Below are 22,884 nucleotides of genomic sequence, written 5' to 3'. Positions count from 1 at the left end.
GATTTTTATCTTAAAACTATAAATCTACCATGGCTTTAAAAGTAATTCCAACTCTTCCTAAACTCTCAATTTTTGTGTGATTTCTTTCATTTATTCTATCATCTTCAATATATTGATAATTTATTTTTAAAACAACAGGAGTTGTATCTCCATCAATTTTATATGTATCAAAATATTCACAAAAAAGTGCTGTTTGTGTTGAAGATATCATTGCTGGATAATCATCTAGCTCTTTTCTAACTTCAATCTCATATTTTTCTATTTCACTCTCATTTTTACAAAGTTGTGTAGCACATTTTTGAACTTCTTCATAATTTTCTTTATTTGGAAAACAAATAGTTGCTTTTTTATTTTTTAAAATATTTGCTAAACTATCTTTAGGTGTTCCATCATCTTTTTTTCCAATTGCTACAATTACAAGTGCTGGATTAGTAGAAATTGGTATAAAATAAGAAAATGGTGCTGCATTTAAAACTCCATCATCTTCTGTTACAATCCATGCAATTGGTCTTGGAACAATAGTTCCTGACATAATTTTATATCTGTTTAAATCATTTACCTCTTCATAATTTAAAATCATCTCTCTCCTTTTATTTAAAAGCTTGATTGTACCATAAAGCTTTTTTTATATATCTTTATATATTCGTATATAATAAATGGCATAAAATATAAATGCTATTCCTAAACAAATTGTAATTATTGTTGTTGTAGTAATATGTGCCATAGAACCAATAAAGAAAGTTGTTAAAACATTTGCCATCATAAAAACCATATCATTATATGAAATAACTCTTCCTATATATTTATTATCACATCTTTCTTGTAATAAAGAGTAAGTATATGACCATAAAAATGCTGTACTAAATCCTACAAAAAATAGTGCTACTAGTGATAAATAAAAATTAAATTGTGTAAATGCCCAGAAGATTATTGTAAGTCCTTGGAAAAATAATAGATAATGTAAATTACTCTTTTTAATAATTTTATTTAAAAATATTGGACCAATCATAAGTGCAAGAGCTCGAACTGCATTTGATAATCCAATAGCTAATGGAACAGCAATAAGCTCCTTATATTCATTCTTAGCCAAAATTGTAATAAGTGCATCATAAGATGTAAGTCCAACACTAGCATGAAGTATTATAAGATGTATAATAATCTTATTATTTTTTATATATCTTAATCCATCTATCATAAGCTCAAATATTTTTTCTTCAACTTTTTTATATTCAATATTAATTTGTATTCTAGAAAATATTATAAATGCTACAATAAAAATAACAACATCAATCATAATTGCAGTCTTTGGATCATAAATATTTACAATAATTCCACTTGTTGCCATTCCAACTGCATATGAAAATGACCATATAATTGATTGAATTTCATTTGCAGTTTGAAGATCTTTTCCACTTAAAAGCTTAGCTAAAAGTGACATTTCACTTGAAAAGAATATTGAAGCTGCACTCATTCTTATAAATATAAGTATTAATAGTAACCACATATCAGAAGATGATGATATAAGTAAGAAACAAGCTGTCATTAAAAGTTCAATAAAAAGAACTGAAACCATAAGTGTTTTTATTTTAGTTCTATCAATCAAACTACCACTAAATGGAGCAATAATAATAGCTGGTATAAAGTGCATTGCTGTAACCAATGCAATAACTAATTCATTTGAACCGAAATCAACAACCATAGTATAAATAGCAACAGTAGAAAACCATGCACCAAAAGATGCAATAAGATTTACTAGAGACAATACTCTAATAGTTGGATTTCCTTTTAGAAAATTATAATAATATTTCAAAAAAATCCTTAAAAAATGTATAAAAATAAAGTGTTAAATAATTTAAAAATTAAAACTCTAAAGTACCTTCAATAGCAAAGTTTGCTTTTGAATCTAGTTCTGCGTGAGATAAAACAGGAATAATCATACCAAATTTTTCATAAATTTCCGATATCCTTTTTCTTAAAACAGGATCAACAACCATAGCTATTTTTGAAAATCCTTTTTTCTCAACTGTATCAATTAGTTGTTTTGTTTTTGTTACAAGATTATTAATTTCTGCAATACTTAGCATTAATTGACTAGCTCCATGATTATCTTGAAGTTTACTAATAAAATGTTGTTCTAATTCTGGTTTAATTGTAACAATATGTAAAATACCATCACTATCTTTATATTTTTGAGTTATAAGTCTATAAAGTTTAGCTCTTACATGTTCAAGTAATATCTCAGGTGCTTTTGTAAACTCAGCAATATCAGCAATTGCTTCAATTATTGTTAGCATATCAATAATTGGAATTTTTTCATGTAATAAATCTTTACATACTTTTAATAAACTTCCATAAGAAGCAACTTTCATAGCTTCTTCTACAACAATAGGGAAATCTTTTTTCAATCTATCAATAATATCAACAATGTCTTGTCTAGTTATAATATCTTCAGCATGTCTTCTTATAATTTCTGAAATATGTGTTGATATAATTGTTGGTGCATCAACAACTGTAAAACCTTTCATTAATGCTTCTTCTCTTAACTCTTTTGTTATCCAAATTGCATCAAGATTAAAAACTGGTTCTTTAACTTTTAACCCAACTAATTTTTCACTAGATAATCCACCCATAGCAAGATATTTATCTACTTCGATTCTTCCTTTTACAAGTGGAATTCTTTTTAAATAAAATTGATACTCATTTGGAGCTAAACTAGTATCATCTGAAATTCTAATTTGTGGAATTATAAATCCTAACTCTGCTGCTATATTCTTTCTAATAGCTTTAATTTTATCAAGTAGTTCTGAATTTCCTTGAACTAGCTGTAAAAGTCTAATTCCAAGTTTTAACTCAAGAACTTCGAGTTTCATTACTGTTTCTATACTTTGATTTTCATCAACTGCAGCTTCTTTTCTTTTTTGTTCTTTTAATTCACTTGGTTTTTCTATTTTTTTAACAACTGGTGGCTTAAACATTCTTGTTACAAAGTTATCATCACCTCTTTCAATCATAACAATAGTATAACCTAATCCAATAAGTAAAATACCCATAGAAGATAATATTCCAGTAGGAAAACCTGGAACAAATGCAAATAAAACAAGCCCTATTCCAACTAAAATAAGTGATTTACTATCTTTTATTAATTGATTTACAGCTCTTGTTGCAAATCTCTCTTCATCTGTATTTGAACGAGTTATTATAATTGCTGTTGCAGTTGATGTTAAAAGTGCTGGAATTTGTGTAACAAGTCCATCACCAATTGTTAAAATTGTATAGATATTTGCAGCTTCTCCTGCACTTAAACCATGTTGGAAAATACCAACTAAAAGTCCACCAATTATATTTACAACTGTAATTATAATTCCGGCAATAGCATCACCTTTTACAAACTTTGATGATCCATCCATTGCTCCATAGAAGTTTGCTTCAGTTATAAGTGCTTTTCTTCTTTCTTGTGCTTCTTTATCATCTATAAATCCAGCATTTAGATCAGCATCAATAGCCATCTGTTTTCCAGGCATTGAATCAAGTGTAAATCTTGCAGTTACTTCAGCAACTCTTGTCGCACCTTTAGTTACAACCATAAAGTTAATTAAAACTAAAATTATGAAAATAACAACTCCAATAACCATATTCCCACCAACAACAAACTCTCCAAAAGAAGTTATGATTGTACTTACAGCATCTGGTCCATTATGTCCTTCACTTAGAATTGATCTTGTTGTTGCGATACTTAAAGCAAGTCTAAATATTACTAAAATCAAAAGCAATGTTGGAAATGTTGTTAAATCAGCTGGTTTTTGTATATATAATGAAATTAACAGTATTAAAAAAGAGAGTGCTAAAGATATTGATATAAAAAAATCTATTGCAGTTTGATTTAAAGGGATTATAATAATAGCTAACATAGCTAAAAATAAAGCTACTGCTATTAAATCCCTTGAAAAAATATCTTTAAAACTAAATTTCATATATTTCTAAATAAATTAAATTATCTCATAAAATTAACTAATGATAATTCAAAAGTTTTATTAATAGTAAAAGATATTGCAGCAAAAGAGATCTCTAATGCTTTTAAATTCGTAGTAACTTGCGTAGGATCAGCTGAAGCTAATTCTCTATCTAAAATATCTAATTGAGTAACTTTCGCATTTAATCTTTCATAAGTTACTTCAAATGTTTTATTTCTTCCACCAAGATCTGCATGAGCAATAACAGCTGCATCATAAACTTTCTTAATATCATCAACTGCTTGAGATATTCCTTCTCTTCTAAAATTATAGTTTGCAGCATCATCTCCTGGAAAAGCTGGATTTCCAAACTCATCAAGCCCTCTTAAACTTCTAATTGCATCATCTAGCATATCAAAAGTATTTCTTCTTGCTTCAAATTTTATTCCATCTGTATTTGGTAATGCTGCTGTATAATTATTATCAGGAGCAATTGGAGGAACAACAGCAATAATATCTTTTGAACCATCCCAATTTGTTTTTTCTAATTCATTTGTTGCTGTATTTAAAACCCACTCATTTCCATCTTGGTCTGTAATTTTATCTCCAACTTGAAAATTCAATGTTCCACCTTTATATGCTGATTCAGCAACAAATGTTAAAACATCAATTCCATTTACTCCTCTTTCTCTATAAGAACCATCATCAACTGCAATCTTTCTTAAACTTGAATCTCCATTATATGTAACTTTTCCATCTGAATCCATAGAAAATGGTTTTACAGAAGCATCACTTCCTGCAAAAACAAATTGTCCTTCTGTTTGTGTATTTCCTAAATCAAAAAGATTTTGTTTTAATCCTTCAAGTTGCTGAGCAATAGCAACTAAACCTTCTACTCCTGTTGTTGAAGTATTTGCTTGGATAAGTTGTTGAGTAATTGTATCCATTATTTTTTTCATCTCATTAATAGCAGCATCAGATGATTTATTTAACACATTTGCTCTATCAATTTGAGAAACTATACCTTGGTTTAATCTCATTTGATCTTCTGTATGAACTATTCTTCCAAATGTAACTGAATCATCACTTCCATACTGCAATTTACTTCCACCCATTTGAAAGCTTAACTTTGCTTGATAATTATTTAAGTTTCCTAATCTATACATTGTACTATCTAGAGATATCATTGTAACACCTTTTTTAAATTTGCGACAATCTCATCAAAATTATACTTTTCTAAAGTTCCTTGAGTAAGAAATGCTCTTGCTTTCTCTCTTTTTGATATAGCATTGTCAAGTTCTAAATCTGCACCTTTTTTATATGCACCAACTCTTATTAAAACTTCATTCTCTTTTATTAGTGATAATATCCTTTTTAACTTTAAAAAATCATTATAATGTTCTTTTGTAACTACCTTATCTATTACCCTTGAAGCTGATTTCAATACATTTATTGGAGGATAAAAACCTTGTTCTGTTAAATCCCTTGTTAATACAATATGTCCATCAAGAATAGATCTACTTTGATCTGCAATTGGGTCATTCATATCATCTCCATCGACCAAAACTGTAAAAAAAGCTGTAATTGAACCCTTTTTACTATTTCCAGCTCTTTCCATTAGCTGTGGTAATAGTGAGAAAACTGATGGTGGATAACCACGGCTAACTGGTGGTTCTCCTGTACTTAATCCTATCTCTCTTTGTGCCATTGCAAATCTTGTTACACTATCCATCATAAGAAGTACATCATGCCCTTTATCTCTAAAATATTCAGCAATAGCCATAGCTGTAAATGCACCATATTTTCTCATCAAAGCTGATTCATCTGAAGTTGCAGTTACAATAACAGTATTTTCTAAATCATTATCTAAATTATAATGAATAAATTCAGGTATCTCTCTACCTCTTTCTCCAATAAGTGCAATTACCTTTATTGTAGCTTGACAACCTTTTACAATCATTCCCATAAGTGTAGATTTTCCAACTCCACTTCCAGCAAAAATACCAACTTTTTGACCTTTCCCAGAAGTTAGCATTGAATCAATTGCTTTTACCCCTGTTGAAAATCTTTGGTCTATAATCCCTCTTTCAAGTGGAGAAATAGACTCTTTATTGATTGTGCAATTTGCATCAATATCTCTTATTTTTCCTTTATCATCAATTGGTTCTCCTAAAGCATTGACAACTCTTCCAAGAAGCCCATCTCCACACTTTATAGTTAATCCATCTCTTTGTAAATATACTTTATCATTAATTTTAAAGCCTTCAATAAAGGAAAATGGAACTATTATAAAAGAGTCATTATTTAAAACTGTAACCATTCCTAAAACACTATATAATTTCTGTTCTGATTCAATTCTTACTATATCCCCAACAGCTACATCAAGCCCCGTTGCACTTAAAGTAATTGCTGATATGTTTTTTATTCTTCCAAAAGCTACATTTAAATTTGAAGAGTCAAGAGTATTTAAAACTTCATCTAAATCTATCACTTAATACTCTCGCACATTGTCTTATATAAATTATCTTCAATTTTAACTTCCTTACACTTTTGTAAATATTCAGATTTTTTATCTTTATTATCTGTTTGTATATATAAATTCACAAGTTCATAATAGATTTTAACCTCATCTGAGCTCTTTATATTTCTTGTGTTTTTTATAGCATTTAATAAATTTTCTATAGCCTTATTGTACTCTTTTGCTTCTTTGTTGATTTTTGATAATTCAAATTCAACTAAAGGAGAATATATAAATACTTTAAAATTATTTTGAAACATATCTAAATCTTTCATAGTTTGTTTAGCATTTGGTTCATCTTCATTTTTTACAAAATACATATATAAATCATAATAAAAATCTATAATCATTGGATGATTACTATTATTTAAAATAATATCTTTATCTGTAAAACTATTTTTTAAGAATCTATCAAAAAGTACACTATCATTTTTCTGTTTTAATACTTGATATTTAAGTAAAAATTCTTCTTCTAATAGTTTTTTATTTTTACTTCCTGTAATTTTTGAAGAGTAATAAACAGCATCATCAATATTATCTATTCCAAAAGCAATATTTTCCAAAACTAAATATATGTTTTCATCTTTAGTATCTTTTAAAATCTCTCTTAATTGTTCATAATTATCTTTACTTGGTTCTTCTTTAATACAAGATATCAATCCATCTTTTAGTATCTCTTCTTCAAGTATATTTTCTAAGATTTTTTGTTTTACATCTTTTAATAAAGCTCTTAATTTTAGACAGTCATTCTCTTTTATATAGTATTTTATAAGTTCATAAAAAGAGTTATCTATATAAAATTCTGTATTTTCTATATTAAATCTATTTAATGTTTTTCTTGGTATTTTCTCATATATTTTTCTTAATTTTACTATATCTTCGTATTTTAAATCTGTATAGTTATTTAAAAGTTCTTGCAAAACCGCCTTATTTTGCATATCTTCATCTTCTATATAATCTTCAGAAACTTTAGAAGGTGTAATCTCTTTTTGTCTCATTCTAATCTCATCATAATACATTTTAGAATCATTAAAAAGTTCACTATTTGGATAATTATCCATTATATTTTTATAAAGAATTTTAGCATTCATTAAATACTCTTTTTCACCTTTATAAAGATTCATATATATATTTGCTAGTTTAAACTTACTTTTTGAAGATAAATCAGCTTTCTTTGATTGAAGAATCAAATCTTTTAATATACTTATTGCTAAATTATTTATATTTAATTTTAAAAGAGTATCAACTTTTTTATTTGCTAATAAAAAATCATTTGAATAAAATGATGGTGTAAGAAAAAGAATCTGAGTCATAACATCTTTTGCTTCTTCTTTTCTACCTTCTAATAAATATACATCAAAAAGTTCATTTGCAATATTTGATGCTTCATTCCTATCATTTGTTAAAGCTAGTGCTTCATATAATACTTTGATAGAAGCACTATAGTTCTTTTGATATCTATATATTTTTGATAAAGATATTTTACCTCTAATCTTTGCTTTCTCTCCTTCAAAAATATTAATTAAAGTTTCAGAATAGTACTTTGCTTCATCAATTTTATTTATTGATAATTTTAATTCAACCAAAAGTAAATATGCTTGTAATAAATCCTCTTGATTTATAAAACCTTCATTTACAGCTTGTTCAAGCTCATTTGTTACATCAAATAATAATTTCTTTGTATGAAATTTAAGAGTTAATTCTGCATATAAAAGTAATATCTCTGATTTTAATATAGATAATTTATTATTATTTTTAATCTCTTCTATCTTTTCAAATGCTTCTTTTGGATAACCCTCATAGTAAAGCTCTCTTACACTATCAATATCTTGTAAAGTTTCAATTATCTGCTTTTGAGTTTTTTCAGGTATCTGTTTCCCCTCAGAACCCATAAAACTATAATAAAACTCTTTTGTTTGTGCATTTAGAAAAGAGATTAATATTAAACAAATAAAAATAGTTCTCAAAGCTTACCTTTTTTTCTTAAGTTCATAAATATATGTAAATATCTCTGCAATAGCTTTATAAAACTCTGATGGAACTTCTTTATCTAACTCTATTTGTTCATATAAAGCTCTTGCTAAAGCTGGATTTTCAACTATTGTAATATTATTTTCCTTTGCTACTTCTTTAATTCTTGTAGCAAGAAAATCTATTCCTTTTGCAATTACAATTGGAGCTTGATTTACTGAACTATCATATTTTAAAGCTACTGCATAGTGTGTTGGATTTGTTATTACAACATCTGCTTCAGGAACACTACTCATCATTCTTTTTTGTGCCATTTGCATCTGAATTCTTCTAATTCTTCCTTTTACTAAAGGATCTCCTTCCATATTTTTATACTCATCTTTTATATCTTGTTTACTCATTCTTAAAGATTTAATATAATAGTGTTTTGAAAAATAGAAATCAAAAATAGCAAAAACTATAATTATAAAAAGTATTGTAAAAATAAATATAACTACTAATTCATACATTGTATAAAGTGTTGCAGGAAGCTCCTTATCCATCATTTCCAAATAATCATTAAAAGTAAGAGAGAATATAACAAACATAACAATAACAATAACCGTAAGCTTTGCCGTTAATTTCAATGCTTCAATAGCTTTCTTTATGCTAAAAATATTTTTAAAACCTTTTATAGGATCTATTTTCTGTAAATCAATTTTTAAAGGTACGGATACAAAACCAAACTGCAACCAATTTGTTGCAAGTGCCATCACAAATACCAAAATGAAAAGTGGTAACAATGCTGTAATTAAAGTCATTGAAACTGTATAACTTATTGAATAATATGCTGCACCATTTAGCTCATGCCCAATAAATCCATATATAAATAGTATAGATTTCTTTATCTCCATAAGAGTAAAACCAGAAAAAAAGAGTATATAAATTGACCCAAAAGTTAAAACAGCAGCTCCAACTACTTCTACACTTTTACCAACATTACCTTCATTTTTGGCATCTTCTAGTTTCTTGGATGTAGGTTCTTCTGTTTTTTCATCATCAGCCATATTTATTTCCTTACATAAAACTATTTATAAAATAATTAACAAGAGCTTCATTTAAAACTTCTAAACCAAAAATTAAGAATACAAAAATCAATATAATCTTTAATTGAAAAGTGATTATAAATGGTGAAAATGCTGGCATTGATTTTGTACCATATCCATAATAAACATCCATTATAAATCCTATAAAGAATAGCGGTAAAGCAAATGTAAATGCAAATGCAAACATTCGATTTACTTCACCTATTGCCATTCTTATTCCATCAAAACTAAATAGATCAAAAGCTCCTAAATGAACCATTGAAAAACTTTTTGCAAGCATTACTAATGTTGTTTCATATAATCCTGATTGAAAAAATAGAACTATTGCTATCCAATATAAAAGTTTTGATATCAAACCTTGTTGAGAACCAGTTGCAGGATCAAACATCATTGCCATTGACAAAGCTGTTGAATACTCTATTAACTCTCCAATAACTCTAACGCTTGATAAAATTACATTAAAAAGCATTGCAGCAATAAGTCCTAAACTTAGCTCAGCTAAAATTGATTTTAAGAAATGAACATCGCTTACATATTCTACATCTTCAACAAAAGGGAAAAGAAAAATAACTAAATAAAATGCAAAAGCAACTCTGATTGTAGCACTTATTCCTGCATGCCCAAAAACTGGCATAAAAGCTACAAAAGACGCAACTCTAGCAAAAAGTAAAGAGAACTTCAGAACTACATCTGAATTTAAAAGAGATAAAAATGCTTCCATTACATATAGTCGTTTTTATCTTCTAATTCTCTATTTGTCTCTTGTATTTTTAAGATATCTTCACTACTTTTATAAGCTCTTTTATTCTGCTCTTTTGATGAGTGACTATTCTGTGAATTACTATCTCCACCTTGTTTAAAATCTAAATTAAAAGATGAAGAATCATTGAAAGTCTTTGACAAAGAATTTCTTAAAATATTTTGATTTTCCATTAATAATTCTAAAGTTGCTAAACTTGATACACTAAGACTAATAGTAAGTCCACTTGACCTATCACTCTTCATTAATACAGAAATACTTCCTAAATTTTCAGGATTTATATTCATCCTAAATGCTGTCACTGGAGGTTTATAGTTTTCATACATCTGTCTTGCAATATCTGACATCATAGAATTCACTTGCTGTTTTGCTGCAACAATTTTTGTTGCAAAATGGTTTGTAATATTATGAGTAAAATCTATTGTTGTATCATCTTTAAAATTTAAGCTTCCTTCTATAAGTGCTTTTGATGCTTCAATAGAATTCGTAATTAAATTTCTTACATCTATACTTCTAATGTTTCTTTCATTTAAAAAAGTCTCTAGAATAGATTTTCTATCCAAATTCTCTTTTTCTAATATAAGTGTTTTAAGACTATTTTTTTCTATCTCTTTTGAAATATTAATCTCATTTGCATCTAAATCCAAAATTGTTGCACTATGCTTAATATCTTCAATACTTTTTGCATTTTCTAAAATACTCATAGCCTCATTTTTATTAAATAATAGCTGTTTATTTACTCTTGATTCTTGCTCATTTAGGAATGAACTTGTTTTAAGCTTAGAACTATTTTCATCAACTTTATTTTCTTCAATATCTTCAATCTCTTCACTATTATTTAAGCTTTGAGAAATCAAACTATCCATCAAACTTTGTTTTTTTGCTTCATTACTTGAATCTACTTTTTGTAAATTATTAATCAAACTCTCATCTTGTTTTGAAGTAAAAATATCAGTTTTATTTTGTACAAACTCTTCTTTTACAATTTCTTTATTTATTATATTTTCATTTTTATTACTATTTTTCTGGATTAATCTATCCATAAGAGATACTTCTTTATCTAATTTACTATTATCATTTATCTTTTTATCAAATTTAATTTCTTCACTATTTTCTTCTAAACTATTTATAAATTCATTTTTATCAACAGATATTTCTATATTCTCTAAATTATTATCTTTATTTTCTATTTTTATATTATTACTATCATAAATAGTATCATTTATAATTTTCTTTAAATCTTTGTTATCATTATCTTCTGTTTTTATAATATTTTTTATTAATTCTTCACTATTATTAGAACTTATTTCTATTTTATCACTATCTTTTATCTCTAAATTATTTTCAATACTCTTTTCTTTAAGAGAGTTATTTTTAATTTCAAAAATTATTTTATCTAAGAAATTTCCTTTATTTTTATAAGTACTATCTTTATTTAGCTCTTTTTCATTATTTATTTCAGTTTTTTTATATTTTAAACTAGTATCTTCTTCATTTTCAATTTTTAACAAACTTTCTTCATCTAGATTCATATTTCCTTTTTCAGTTTTTAAATCTATATTACTCTCTAAATCAAGATTATCTAGTTTTTGTTTACTCTCATCTAAGTTTAATTCAACTTTTGTTTGATCTGATTGGTTTTTATAACTATCTTGTTTTATATCTTGTGAATCAAATTTTGTATCTATATTATTTTCTACTTCACTATTACTAACTGATTGTAAAATAGAATCAAATAAACTAGGGAATATTTTTTCAGTTCCACTAGAAAGTATAGTTTTTGTTTTACTAGCTTTGTCTTGTGTTTGTGCTGATATATCCAGTAAAGTTTCCATTTAGATTAGTTTCCTGATAAAATATCCAATGTTTTGTTATCTATTCCTTTATGAGTATTAAAAGAAGTAACATTTGCCTCATATGATCTCATAGCTTCAATTAAATCAACCATTTCAATAACAGGATTAATATCTGGATAAGCTACATAACCTTTTTCATTTGCATCTGGATGAGTTGGATCATATCTTAAAACTGGTGGTGCATCAGATTTTATAATTTTTTTAACTCCAACTGCTCTTAATGATAAATCTGATGAACTATTTGGATTTGCTTGTTCAATATCACTTGCATTTGTTTTTTTCTTATTGTTTGCTAACAAAACATCTTCAAAGAGTACAACTTGCTTCTTATACGGTCCACCTTCTGCTGTGTGAGTAGTTTTTGCATTTGCAATATTTGCACTTGTTACATTTATTCTAGTTCTTTGAGCACTCATCCCTGAAGTTGCTACATTATATCCATCAAAAAATCCCATAATAAACTCCTAAACCTTACACTAAATTTGCATTCTCATGATTTCTCTATATGCATTTATTGCTTTATTTTTAACTTCTAATCCTAGTTTTAAACTAAGTTCAGCTTCTTCAATTCTCTGAACAGCTTCTTGAAGATTCTCTACTTTTCCAGTTGCAATATCTTTCATAGAGTTATATCCAGTAATTTGAGCATCATTTACATCATTTACAGCACTATTTAACATATCTTTAAACGATTTATTTGCATAATTACTCTCATCAATTTTTTGTGTACTATTTTGTACTTTATCACCTTTTATTTGCTCTAAAGAGTCTAAAAAGTTTATAGAACCAATTTGCATCTCTTATCCTTTATGCCGTTTTCTCTTCTTGAGAAACTTCTATTTCTTTATTTACAGCTAACTCTTCTTGTGAAATATCTTCACCTAAGTTTTTTTCTACTTCTTCTTCCTCATCAATATAATCTTCACTTTTAAATTGATTTAAAAGAAAACTAACTTTTTCCTCATTATATTTATGATTAAATTCATCTACTCTTTTATCCAAACTAAAATGTTTCATGATAAATGAAAAAACAACATTACTTGTACCTTTTAAAATCATTGTAACAAATACTGCTCCAAAAACCATCTCAAGAGGTGAAAAAATATCGCTATTTAAAACAAAGAAAATTAAAGTAGCACAAAATCCAATAGCAACATAAAGTTTAAAAATACCACTATTTATTAAATTTTGTGAAAATTTTTCAACTATCAAAACAGTCTCCTTATTTTAAATTTCTTAATATATTTTTTCCAACTTCTATGAACCTTTGACTAACTTCATCATTTGGAAACTCTCTTAAAAATAGTTTTCTAGCTCTTGCAACTGATGAAACTCTAATACTATTTGGAATACTTCCTATATATTTTATCATAAAATTCTCTTTTAGTCTATTTTTCTTAGCAAGTTTTGTTAGCGAATCAGTTACTTTTTCTCCTATAAGATTTGTTCTTGTATGGTTAAAACATAACATTAGTTCATTTTTTTCAAGCGAAAGAAGCTTAAGTAATGAATAAACATCAGTAAGAGCACTTGGATCCGTTGATGTTATTGCTACAATATTTGGTGAAATAGTTAGAAACTCTTTTACATAATCATTTAGCCCAGCTCCTGTATCAATTATTAGGATATCAAATTCATCTTTTAAAAGAATTTCATTTACTAATCTTGAAAATAAAAAACTACCTGTTTTACTATATTGGTAACCACTTTTACCAGCTATTAAATAAAGATTAGGATATGCTGTATCTAAAATTATTTCATCAAGATTCTTTTTACCATTTATATAATCAAAAAGTGTATAACTAGGTCTTATATCAAGTAAAACCTGCATATTTGCAAGTCCAATATCAGCATCCAATACAATAGTTTTATATCCATTCATTGCATAAAAATAAGCTAAATTTGCACTAAAAGTACTTTTTCCTACTCCACCTTTTCCAGAAGTTATTGTCAAAAGTTTTGTTTTTGTAATTATTTCATCATCAATATTTCTTGTAAGGTTAATAAGATCTCTTGCTTGTGAAATTTTTTCATCTAGCATTTTTAACTCCTATTAATAGATTGATTCATAAAACAATCTATTAAAAACGATGAATCCGCAGCCATCAAATCATCTGGAACATTTTGCCCTATTGAAAAATATGTTATAGGCTTCTTTGTTTTGTGTGCAAAAGTTATAATATTTCCAAAACTTCTCGTTTCATCTAATTTTGTAAATATTAGATTATCAATATCTAAGATAGAGTAGTTTTTATAAATTTCTAATAAATCACTACTTTTTACATTTGAAGGAAGAACAAGAGTTTTTTCAATAGGTAGATCATTTACTTGCTTTCTATACTCATTTACAAGTTCTATTTTATCTATATCATATTGGCTTGAACCTGCTGTATCTATAAAAATATAGCTACAATTTTTTAGTCTAAACAAAGCCTCACTCAAATCTTCTGGTCTTTTTACAACTTCAAATGGTATTCTCATAATATTTGTATAAGCTTGTAATTGCTCTATTGCTCCAACTCTAAATGTATCTAAAGTTATAATTCCTACTTTATAGTTTTGCTCCATTTTATAAGCAAATCTAGCTGCTAATTTAGAAATTGTTGTAGTTTTCCCAACTCCTGTTGGACCAACCATCATAATTATTTTTCTTTGCTCTTTTCTTAAAGGAACTTCCATTTTTATAGGAATTACTTTTCTTAAAATAAGCCTAAAAAAATCATTTACTTTTTTATAATTTACTTTTAATGAAACTGGTAACTCTTTAATAGTTTTTTTCATAATTGAATATGTCATTTCACTATCAAATTCATTTTTCTCAAAAATTGTATAAATATCGATAAATTCAGGTGGTATTGTTAGGTCAAACAATTGACTTTTTGGATTCCAAAGAGTTTTTTGTACTTGTTCTAATAAAGATTGCATTTTTAAAATCTCTTCTTTATAGTCATATACTTGTGCTACAATTGGGCTTTTATCTTCACTACTTGCTTTTGTTATTGCTACTTTTGTAAACTCTTTATTTTTAGCAAGTTCATCATCTTCAACCATTACAACAACTTCATACATTCCTTTATCATAAGCAGTTTTTCCAGCAACTTTTTTTGTAGAAATTACAATAGCATCTTCTCCACACTGTTTTTGAGCTTCTCTTAATGCTTCTGCAGGAGTTTCTCCTAAAAATGAGTATTTTTTCATCTTATTCTTCCATCTTTATAAATCTTTTCAACATCTCCATCTAAATTCTTAAATCTTATAAACTCATCATTTTCATAGATTATTTTGCCTTTTTTAACAACTTTTAATCCACCAAAATTAAATACTATTGTATGATCATCAAAAAGCTTAACACTTTTCTCACAAAGGATAGTTCCTCTATTTATGTGATGATTCGCTATATATTCATTATTTAAAATATCATCTTTTTTAAGTGGCTTACAATTTCTAGCAACACTATTTGCATCTTGTTCTTCAAGTTTTGATATACTTATCTTTTCTTCAAGTTTTATTGCTTCTTTTGTTACTAAAACAGTTATAGAAAATAGTGGAGAAAATAGTATAAAACTTATAAAACTAAGCCTTAATATCAAAAACATGTCCTCCAACTTTTTCACTAACTTCGTCAACAAGTTCTTTATACATCTGCTTAATTGGTAAAACAATATTCGCTAATTTCTTATTTAGTTCATATAATTCTTTTAAATTTTGTTCTAAATAATCAACTTTTTCTCTATATACATTTACATCTATATTATTTTTTAAAAGCTTTGCTAATTCATTGTTTAATTGAGTTTTCTTTTCCATGATAGAGTTTATATTCTCATATTTCATATCATTTCTTTGAAAAAGTTCTTCATTTCTACCAGCTTTTATATCTAGGATATCTAAGTTTATTGCTTCTTTTAAAGTCTCTATTTCAGTGTTCATGCTATTTAAAATATTATCTATCATATCATTACCTACTCTTTTTTATTATTTTGTGATAAAAAATTATAAAGCATATCACTTATTCCAAATGTTCCACTACTGTGATTTGCTATTGATTCTAAATACATTGATTTAATAATATCACTTCCAGCTCCTGTTCCAGCGACAGTGCTATTTGATTCCAAAGAAGTTGATAATATCTGATTAATAAAAAATGATTCAAAATCATTACTAACTTCTCTTAACTTTTTATCTTCTAGTTTTGATAGATTATTAGCATCAATCTTATCAAATTTATCTGTTTGTAATATATCTTTATTATAAAGACTTGAACTATTAATTTCCATCTTATAATCCTATTTTATCTAATTGTAAATCTTCATTTATAATTCTTCTAATTTTTATTCCAAATTTACCTTCAACAATAACAGCTTCACCTTCTCCAATTTTAACACCATTTATTAAAATCTCTAATGGTTCGTTTACCATCTGTTCAAGTTCTATTATTTCACCAACATCCCATCTTAAAATATCTTTTAATAAAACAATTTTAGAACCTAATCTAACACTTAATTTTAATTTCACATGATATAAAAGTTCAAGGTTTTTTGAAGGATTAGCAACTCCTTGTATACTTTTATTAGAACTTTGTGCTGGTAAATTATTCTCTGTTGCTACTTGTTTTGTTACTTCTTTATATCCAGTAATTGAAGAGAAAAAAGGTTCTATTGCTTTACCAAAATATAAAACGACTGGATTTTCTTCACTATCTAGTAGTAGATCAAATTTAAACATATCTCCAGTTTTTATCTTGGCTTTTTCAATTATATTTACACTCTTAACTTCTGTTTTAACTCCATTAACATCTGCTAATCCTTGAGCATTTACTGATGTAGAAAAAGCTCCACATATATTTGAAACAATCTCATTTATTGCATCAGTTGTTTCATCATCTATATCTTCTTTAATATCACCCATTCCACCAAGCATTAGATATTCAAAGTTTACAGCACTTTTTGTTGGTATTAAAAATATAAAATTACTTTTTATATTTTTGAACTCAATTTTTACATCACACTCTATGAATTTTTCTGATTCAAAAGCATTTTCTAGTTTCTTTACATCTTTTACTTGTGACTTTTTCCCTAATAGTTGTTCTAATGTATTTGCAAGCTCATTTTTAAATAGTTGTGATAAATCTGATACCAATTTTATGCCTTTTAATTTATTATATAAAACTGTAAATATTATAACAAAAAAAGTTGAATAGTACTATAAAGAGAGCATAAATTCATCAAAATCTATGATATCAAAGCTAATATATGGATTATCATAAGCTCTATCTAAAAACTGTTTTGCTGCATTAATATTTAATTGTTGAATCAATTGAATTGCTGTTAAGAAATCTGTATCTGTATCTTTATAGAAAGCTTTAATTAATGAAATTTGAATAGATGCTTCTTCTCTTCTTCCTGATTCCAAATATGATGATACAAAAAGATACATAGTAAATCTATTTTCAAATTTATAATTATTCTTTAATATATTTAGTATTTTTATTGACTCTTCTGTTTTTCCTAAATATAAATTTGCATATGCTTTTGTAAGAAGATAAATAGGAGATTCATCCCCGTATATCTGGTAATTTATCTTATTAAAAATACCTAGAGACTTTAAGATATCTATATAATACATAGAAGTTAAAATTGAGCTATTTAAAAAATTATTATTTGTATTTGTTGGTATTGTATCTTGCATTCTTGAGAAATATTCATAATCACTTTCACTCTTTTTTTGCTGAACTAATTTTAACAAATATACAAAAGGGTCTTTATCCCACTCTTTTAATAAAATATGATTTGCCATATATTCATTGTTCTCTAAGTTCTTTAAAAAATCTATTGCTTTAAAAAAGATTGTATCTTCTAAATATGATTCTTCATCATTTTCGAAAGAGATATCAACATATAAAGAGTATAACTCTTTTGCAAAATAACTATACATACCTTTTTCATTTTTTATTCTATTTTTGATTAATTCTTTTTGTTTATTATCGATACCTTGTTTTATTTTATTAGAAGTAATAAGATACATAATAGCATATAGCTTATTTCCTGGACTTAACTTATATGCTTTTTCAAAATTCTTATATGCATTTGTAAAATCTTGAACTTGTCCATAAGCTAAAGCTAAATTATAAAAAGTATATGCCTTTGAATTTTCATTTATCTCTTTTTTTAACTCTTTAATTCTTAAAATAGGATCTAATCTTATAGCTTTTATAAACTTTATATTGTAATTAAACATTGCTTCTAAATTTTCAAGACTGCTTCTATCTTTTGTGACCATTCCTTTTACTGTATCATACATTAGCTCTTTTGTATCAGAAAAAATAAAAGGTACAAAATAGTAAAGATAGTCTATTTTTCTATTATCATCAAACTTTAAAACTGATTTCAAATAATCACTTTCAGAATATAAATCTTTTTTAAAATATATTTCAAAAGGAAGTTTTAAATGAGTTTTGTAATTCTCTTTTCTTTTTGAAATTAGTTCTAAAGTCTCTTTTGCATCATCTAACTTATTTAACTTTAAATCAACAAAAAGTGATATCCAATAAATATCATCTAAAATATCTTCTTCAAAATCTTCTTTTATTAATTTGTTTAAAACTTTATCTGCTCTTAAAAAATTATTTTGTTTTATATATATCATTGCTTTTTTCAAATCAAGTGAATAGCTCATAGCATTTAAAGCACCTAAAGCATTATCATAATCTTTTATTATTAGATATCTGTTTGATAACTCTTTTAATATAATATCTTTGATATTTTTTATTATTTCACTTTGATTTTTTAATTTATCACTATTTTGGAAAATAGTTACTAAATCTATCATATATTTATCATCTGAAGTAAGTGAAAATAGATAATAACATGAGGCAATAAAAGCATATGGTTCATTTAATAAATTTGATTTCTTTGAATATATTTTTGAAAATAACTCAATAGCCTTCTCTTTTTGATTTTCATTTAATAATATAATTGCCATATTCAATAAAGATGGAGCTTCATAAGCTATTTTTGTTTTATTAAATATTTTATAAGCTTCTAAATATCTCTCTTTATTAAATAATAATACTGCTTTATTAAACTCATTTGATATCTCTAACTCATCAAACTTGTCTAATTCAAAAATAATTTGAGGTTGTGATTTTAGTATATCATTTGCATATGAAATAGTGTTAATTAATAAAAAAATCGATACTATTTTATATATAAACTTCAACTCAAACCTTTATATAATAGCATTTACTTGAGCATATAACTCTTCATTTCTTCTTTGAAGGTCATTTATTCTATTTTTTAATGTAATATTTTCCATTCTTAATTGTTGTAAATCATCTCTTGCAATTTGAAGGTTACCTTGATTATTTTGTAAACTTTTAGTACCAATCTTTACCTGTTTTTCATATCTCTTAATTAATGCTTCCAATTTCAAAATTTCATCTTCACTTAAAGTTTTCTCTTCTTTAATTTTGAAGTACATAACTTTATATGTGTGAGAAGTAGTTAAAAAATATAACAAAACAATTATTAAAACAGCAATTATAATTAAACTCACAATTTCTTCCTATTTATAATTTTAAGCTAAGAGTTACTCTTAGCTTAAATATTTATCTATCTTTTTAAATTAATTAATGTACTTAAAAGCTCATCAGAAGTTGTAATTGACTTTGCATTTGCTTCAAACGCTCTTTGAAATACCATTAGATTTACTAAGCTTTCACTTAAATCTGCTTTACTAAGCTCAAGAGCTTGTCCTTTTACTCCATTTGTATTGTTATTATTTGTACTATAAATAACATTTCCAGAATCTTGAGTTGCTCTAAAGTTATTATTTCCAACAGCTTCAAGTCCTCTATTGTTTGTAAATCTTGCAATTGAAACTTGTCCTACTGCATATTCAACTCCACCTTCAGTGATTGTTACAAGTCCAGTATCATCAACTTTAAATCCTCCAAATTTACTATCTGAAATATTTAAAACATCTAATCTTAATTGTAGACTAGCCTGAGTAGAAGATTGATCAACTCTAGTTGTAATTTCCATAAATTCACCACCTGCTCCTCTTCTTCCAGAATATTCACTATTTACTTCTACAAAACCTTCTTTTAAATCCCAAACTGGAACTTCAAGGTCCTTAAATGTAATACTTGGAACATTTCCACCAAATCCTGTATATCCTGTAACTCCTGCTTTTTCTCTAACTTCAATATCTGCACCATTTACAACTACCTCATATCTATTTCTTAGATTTGGATTTTTGTTTATTTCATCTTGAAGTTTTGTAGCAGCTGTTGCTGGAGTCTCATTCTCTTCTGTTTTTATTGAAATATTTGAACCTGCAAGAGTTAAAATTATTTCAGATCTAGAAGCACCTGTAAAATCAACTGTAAACACTTGAACTTCTGGATTACCTTCATTATATGCTTGAGTTTGATTATATGCTCCACCTGTTTGTGTTATATTTAAAGATTTTGCTGTATTACTACTATCAACCACTCTTGTTTGATTTATACTAATTCCACCTGTTCCATTTGCAGTTGCATTTACTATATCTTTTAAAGCTGGATCATTTTTGATTTGAGCTAAAATATTATTTCTAACATCAGATTCTGTTCCTGTATATCCAGTACCTGTTGTAAATGAATAAGTTGTTCCATTTATAGTAACACCATAAGTTGTATTATCTGTAACTGGTGCAGTAATAGTATAAACACCTTGTTCCATAACTGTACTTGTTACAGCATTATTTGCATTATTTGCTAAATTTGGCTGAGTTGGAGCAACATTTATTCTTAAATCTCCTTCGATTCTCTCACCATCTGCTGAGTTAATTGTGAATACTCCATTATTTATTGGACTTACAACTAATTCTCTTCCTGGATTTGCCGCATTATATGCTGAAACATTTGTAGATATTGCTGTATATATTGCATTTTTATCAACTGGAGTTGTTGTTGCAAATGTAGTAGAAATAGTGTTACTCCCTACTTTTATATCATATGTATATCCTGCATTATTTACTAACTCATTTAAATCTACTGTTGGATCTGTTTCAAGTTTTGCATCAAACTCTATATCATAATTTGCTTCATTTGTTTCAAGAACCAGATTTCCATTTATATTTTTTGCAACAATATAATCTCCAAGTTGTGGTCCTGAAGAAGTTCTTGTATTGTTAATAGCATCAACTATTGTATTAATATCTCCTGTATTTACATTTCCAATTTCAATTGGTACTGCTTTTGGAGGAACTGCACCATCATTTGGAACAGGAATCACATATCCTAAATCTTTATCAAATACATTTATACTAAATGAGAAAGTTTTATTATTTGCTGCACCATATAGATCTTGAGTTGTATAAACACTTCTTTGGTTACCATTTACTAATCTTGATAATGCATCTCTTGCTTCTTCAAGAGCTTGTTTTCCAGATCCTAAACTTGCTACTGCTGTTGATTGGAATGTTCCTTTTACAGAGAATTTTTCATTTTCTCCTGAATATTCAGCAACTTGAGTAATTTTAAACTCTTTTCCTGGAACTAATGATTTAATTTGAATAACACCTCTTAACATATCAGCAAGATTTGTTGTTTGTTCATACATTCCATTTGGATTTAATACATCACTTGTAGGATTTGTTCTATCCTTTGCCATATATGCAACAACTCCTGCTTCCTTATTAGAAATAGTATCTGCTAATGCTTTATATGTATTTATCTTTCCTGCTAATTTATCATATTTTGCTATTTCTTGATCTTTAAGAGATCTTTCTGCTTCAGTTGAAGTTGGCATAATCTCTATTAATGCTGGATCTTTTAAATTATATAAAGCTCTTTCATCAACAGGTGTCATTGGTAGTGCATCCCAAAGTTCATCTCTCCATGCAGGAGTTGTTTTTGTAACAACAAACTTTTGAGTATAGCTGTTTCCATTTACAACCATTTCAATAGAGTCACCCTCTTTTCCAATAATTGAAGTTGGTGGAACTCCTGTTTTAAAGTTTGCTTGTGAAACTTGAGAAGTTGATCCTTTTGATGGAAGACTTGGATCATCTTTATATTTTTGTAACCACTCATTATAGTTTGATAAAGCTAAATCAATATCTTTTAATTTCGCTGCTTTTGTTTTTCCACCAGCTCCACTAAATACACTAACTGGATCTGATTTTGCAGTTTCATTATAATTTGTAGCTTTTGCTGCAATTGTTTCAATATAATCTTTATGTCTTATAATTCCATTACCAAGATTTTTAACATATACATCTGTAAATCTACTTGCATTTTGGTTTGTTGTTTTTACATCATTTTTTTGATCAATTGAACTCATTGCCCAACCTTGAACTTCATAACCATCTGCATTTTGTAATGTTCCACTTTGTCCCATTCTAAGATTTCCAGCTCTTGTATAAAAAGTTTCAGCTGTTCCTAGAGTGTTTTTATTAATAACAGTAAAAAATCCATCACCTTGAAGTGCCACATCATATTCTACACCTGTGATTTTTGAACCACCAGTTACAAATACTTTCTCTGCATCTTGAACATATGATCCTTTACCAATCTTTCCTTGGTAAATTTGATCTGCAAATGAGATTCTACTAGCTTTATATCCAATCGTATTTACGTTTGCAATATTATTTGACTCATTGTCTAAAGCAGTTTGATGTGCTGATAATCCTGATATTCCAGTCCATAATGCACCTATCATATCCTATCCTTTGTTTTAAGGTAAATGAACATAAATGTTCA

General features: G+C 26.8%; 21 protein-coding genes. All 21 read right to left on the bottom strand.

The annotated features are described in order from the left end of the window. Positions 1-16: 16 nt before the first annotated feature. The 21 genes from ATH_RS01900 to ATH_RS09840 all read right to left on the bottom strand — a co-directional run bounded on the left by ATH_RS01900 (position 17) and on the right by ATH_RS09840 (position 22,843). Positions 17-580, bottom strand: coding sequence for a flavin reductase family protein (locus ATH_RS01900; RefSeq protein WP_066182966.1), 564 nt, complete (start codon positions 578-580; stop codon positions 17-19). A 45-nt stretch (positions 581-625) separates the two neighbouring features. Further along, the gene (locus ATH_RS01895; RefSeq protein ID WP_066182964.1) at positions 626-1,810 is read right to left on the bottom strand and encodes an MFS transporter; all 1,185 of its coding nucleotides are present in this window, start codon (positions 1,808-1,810) and stop codon (positions 626-628) included. Positions 1,811-1,859: 49 nt separating this feature from the next. After that, complete coding sequence (gene flhA, locus ATH_RS01890) at positions 1,860-3,971, bottom strand: flagellar biosynthesis protein FlhA (protein WP_066182960.1); 2,112 nt, start codon at positions 3,969-3,971, stop codon at positions 1,860-1,862. 20 nt (positions 3,972-3,991) lie between these two features. After that, positions 3,992-5,137: a flagellar biosynthesis protein FlgL gene (locus ATH_RS01885; protein ID WP_066182959.1), complete on the bottom strand. Its 1,146-nt coding sequence runs from the start codon at positions 5,135-5,137 to the stop codon at positions 3,992-3,994. After that, on the bottom strand, positions 5,134-6,438 hold the full coding sequence (gene fliI / locus ATH_RS01880; protein WP_371317587.1) for a flagellar protein export ATPase FliI: 1,305 nt from the start codon (positions 6,436-6,438) through the stop codon (positions 5,134-5,136). Before fliI ends, ATH_RS01885 begins: the two co-directional genes overlap by 4 nt. Continuing rightward, complete coding sequence (locus ATH_RS01875) at positions 6,438-8,435, bottom strand: tetratricopeptide repeat protein (RefSeq protein ID WP_066182953.1); 1,998 nt, start codon at positions 8,433-8,435, stop codon at positions 6,438-6,440. Before ATH_RS01875 ends, fliI begins: the two co-directional genes overlap by 1 nt. A 3-nt stretch (positions 8,436-8,438) precedes the next feature. Then, complete coding sequence (flhB, locus tag ATH_RS01870; protein ID WP_066182951.1) at positions 8,439-9,485, bottom strand: flagellar biosynthesis protein FlhB; 1,047 nt, start codon at positions 9,483-9,485, stop codon at positions 8,439-8,441. 10 nt (positions 9,486-9,495) lie between these two features. Beyond that, positions 9,496-10,245: a flagellar biosynthetic protein FliR gene (locus ATH_RS01865; protein WP_066182948.1), complete on the bottom strand. Its 750-nt coding sequence runs from the start codon at positions 10,243-10,245 to the stop codon at positions 9,496-9,498. Further along, on the bottom strand, positions 10,245-12,119 hold the full coding sequence (locus ATH_RS01860) for a flagellar hook-length control protein FliK (RefSeq protein WP_066185204.1): 1,875 nt from the start codon (positions 12,117-12,119) through the stop codon (positions 10,245-10,247). Before ATH_RS01860 ends, ATH_RS01865 begins: the two co-directional genes overlap by 1 nt. A 5-nt stretch (positions 12,120-12,124) precedes the next feature. Next, on the bottom strand, positions 12,125-12,595 hold the full coding sequence (flgC, locus tag ATH_RS01855) for a flagellar basal body rod protein FlgC (protein ID WP_066169857.1): 471 nt from the start codon (positions 12,593-12,595) through the stop codon (positions 12,125-12,127). Positions 12,596-12,616: 21 nt separating this feature from the next. Beyond that, entirely contained in the window at positions 12,617-12,937 is a 321-nt protein-coding gene (fliE, locus tag ATH_RS01850; protein WP_066182944.1) for a flagellar hook-basal body complex protein FliE, read from the bottom strand. A gap of 10 nt (positions 12,938-12,947) precedes the next feature. After that, complete coding sequence (locus tag ATH_RS01845; protein ID WP_066182941.1) at positions 12,948-13,352, bottom strand: hypothetical protein; 405 nt, start codon at positions 13,350-13,352, stop codon at positions 12,948-12,950. 10 nt (positions 13,353-13,362) lie between these two features. Beyond that, positions 13,363-14,181, bottom strand: a complete 819-nt coding sequence (locus tag ATH_RS01840; protein WP_066182938.1) for an AAA family ATPase — start codon at positions 14,179-14,181, stop codon at positions 13,363-13,365. A gap of 2 nt (positions 14,182-14,183) precedes the next feature. Beyond that, positions 14,184-15,338 carry a flagellar biosynthesis protein FlhF gene (gene flhF, locus ATH_RS01835; RefSeq protein ID WP_066182935.1) on the bottom strand — a complete coding sequence of 385 codons (1,155 nt, stop codon included), beginning with the start codon at positions 15,336-15,338 and terminating at the stop codon, positions 14,184-14,186. Continuing rightward, positions 15,335-15,730, bottom strand: coding sequence for a hypothetical protein (locus ATH_RS01830; RefSeq protein WP_066183285.1), 396 nt, complete (start codon positions 15,728-15,730; stop codon positions 15,335-15,337). The genes flhF and ATH_RS01830 overlap by 4 nt, the downstream gene beginning before the upstream one ends. Continuing rightward, on the bottom strand, positions 15,714-16,091 hold the full coding sequence (locus tag ATH_RS01825; RefSeq protein ID WP_066182933.1) for a hypothetical protein: 378 nt from the start codon (positions 16,089-16,091) through the stop codon (positions 15,714-15,716). Before ATH_RS01825 ends, ATH_RS01830 begins: the two co-directional genes overlap by 17 nt. A gap of 8 nt (positions 16,092-16,099) precedes the next feature. Beyond that, positions 16,100-16,414, bottom strand: coding sequence for a rod-binding protein (locus ATH_RS01820; RefSeq protein WP_066182931.1), 315 nt, complete (start codon positions 16,412-16,414; stop codon positions 16,100-16,102). 1 nt (position 16,415) lies between these two features. Continuing rightward, positions 16,416-17,276, bottom strand: a complete 861-nt coding sequence (locus ATH_RS01815) for a FliM/FliN family flagellar motor switch protein (protein ID WP_066389971.1) — start codon at positions 17,274-17,276, stop codon at positions 16,416-16,418. A gap of 63 nt (positions 17,277-17,339) precedes the next feature. Beyond that, positions 17,340-19,355 carry a tetratricopeptide repeat protein gene (locus tag ATH_RS01810; RefSeq protein WP_066389972.1) on the bottom strand — a complete coding sequence of 672 codons (2,016 nt, stop codon included), beginning with the start codon at positions 19,353-19,355 and terminating at the stop codon, positions 17,340-17,342. 9 nt (positions 19,356-19,364) lie between these two features. Then, positions 19,365-19,691 carry a hypothetical protein gene (locus ATH_RS01805; RefSeq protein WP_083190919.1) on the bottom strand — a complete coding sequence of 109 codons (327 nt, stop codon included), beginning with the start codon at positions 19,689-19,691 and terminating at the stop codon, positions 19,365-19,367. Between the two features lie 56 nt (positions 19,692-19,747). Continuing rightward, positions 19,748-22,843, bottom strand: a complete 3,096-nt coding sequence (locus ATH_RS09840; RefSeq protein WP_066389973.1) for a flagellar hook-basal body complex protein — start codon at positions 22,841-22,843, stop codon at positions 19,748-19,750. Positions 22,844-22,884 lie beyond the last annotated feature (41 nt).

Source organism: Aliarcobacter thereius LMG 24486 (assembly GCF_004214815.1).
In the GTDB taxonomy this organism is placed as follows: domain Bacteria; phylum Campylobacterota; class Campylobacteria; order Campylobacterales; family Arcobacteraceae; genus Aliarcobacter; species Aliarcobacter thereius.
The sequence above is the reverse complement of the archived record's forward strand: the minus strand, read 5'-3'. Positions and strand labels throughout refer to the sequence as shown.

Coding starts and splice junctions, on each gene's coding strand:
- ATH_RS01900 (WP_066182966.1), bottom strand. CDS start 580: ATGATTTTAAATTATGAAGAGGTAAATGATTTAAACAGATATAAAATT.
- flhA (WP_066182960.1), bottom strand. CDS start 3,971: ATGAAATTTAGTTTTAAAGATATTTTTTCAAGGGATTTAATAGCAGTA.
- ATH_RS01885 (WP_066182959.1), bottom strand. CDS start 5,137: ATGATATCTCTAGATAGTACAATGTATAGATTAGGAAACTTAAATAAT.
- flhB (WP_066182951.1), bottom strand. CDS start 9,485: ATGGCTGATGATGAAAAAACAGAAGAACCTACATCCAAGAAACTAGAA.
- ATH_RS01865 (WP_066182948.1), bottom strand. CDS start 10,245: ATGGAAGCATTTTTATCTCTTTTAAATTCAGATGTAGTTCTGAAGTTC.
- ATH_RS01860 (WP_066185204.1), bottom strand. CDS start 12,119: ATGGAAACTTTACTGGATATATCAGCACAAACACAAGACAAAGCTAGT.
- flgC (WP_066169857.1), bottom strand. CDS start 12,595: ATGGGATTTTTTGATGGATATAATGTAGCAACTTCAGGGATGAGTGCT.
- fliE (WP_066182944.1), bottom strand. CDS start 12,937: ATGCAAATTGGTTCTATAAACTTTTTAGACTCTTTAGAGCAAATAAAA.
- ATH_RS01840 (WP_066182938.1), bottom strand. CDS start 14,181: ATGCTAGATGAAAAAATTTCACAAGCAAGAGATCTTATTAACCTTACA.
- flhF (WP_066182935.1), bottom strand. CDS start 15,338: ATGAAAAAATACTCATTTTTAGGAGAAACTCCTGCAGAAGCATTAAGA.
- ATH_RS01825 (WP_066182933.1), bottom strand. CDS start 16,091: ATGATAGATAATATTTTAAATAGCATGAACACTGAAATAGAGACTTTA.
- ATH_RS01820 (WP_066182931.1), bottom strand. CDS start 16,414: ATGGAAATTAATAGTTCAAGTCTTTATAATAAAGATATATTACAAACA.
- ATH_RS09840 (WP_066389973.1), bottom strand. CDS start 22,843: ATGATAGGTGCATTATGGACTGGAATATCAGGATTATCAGCACATCAA.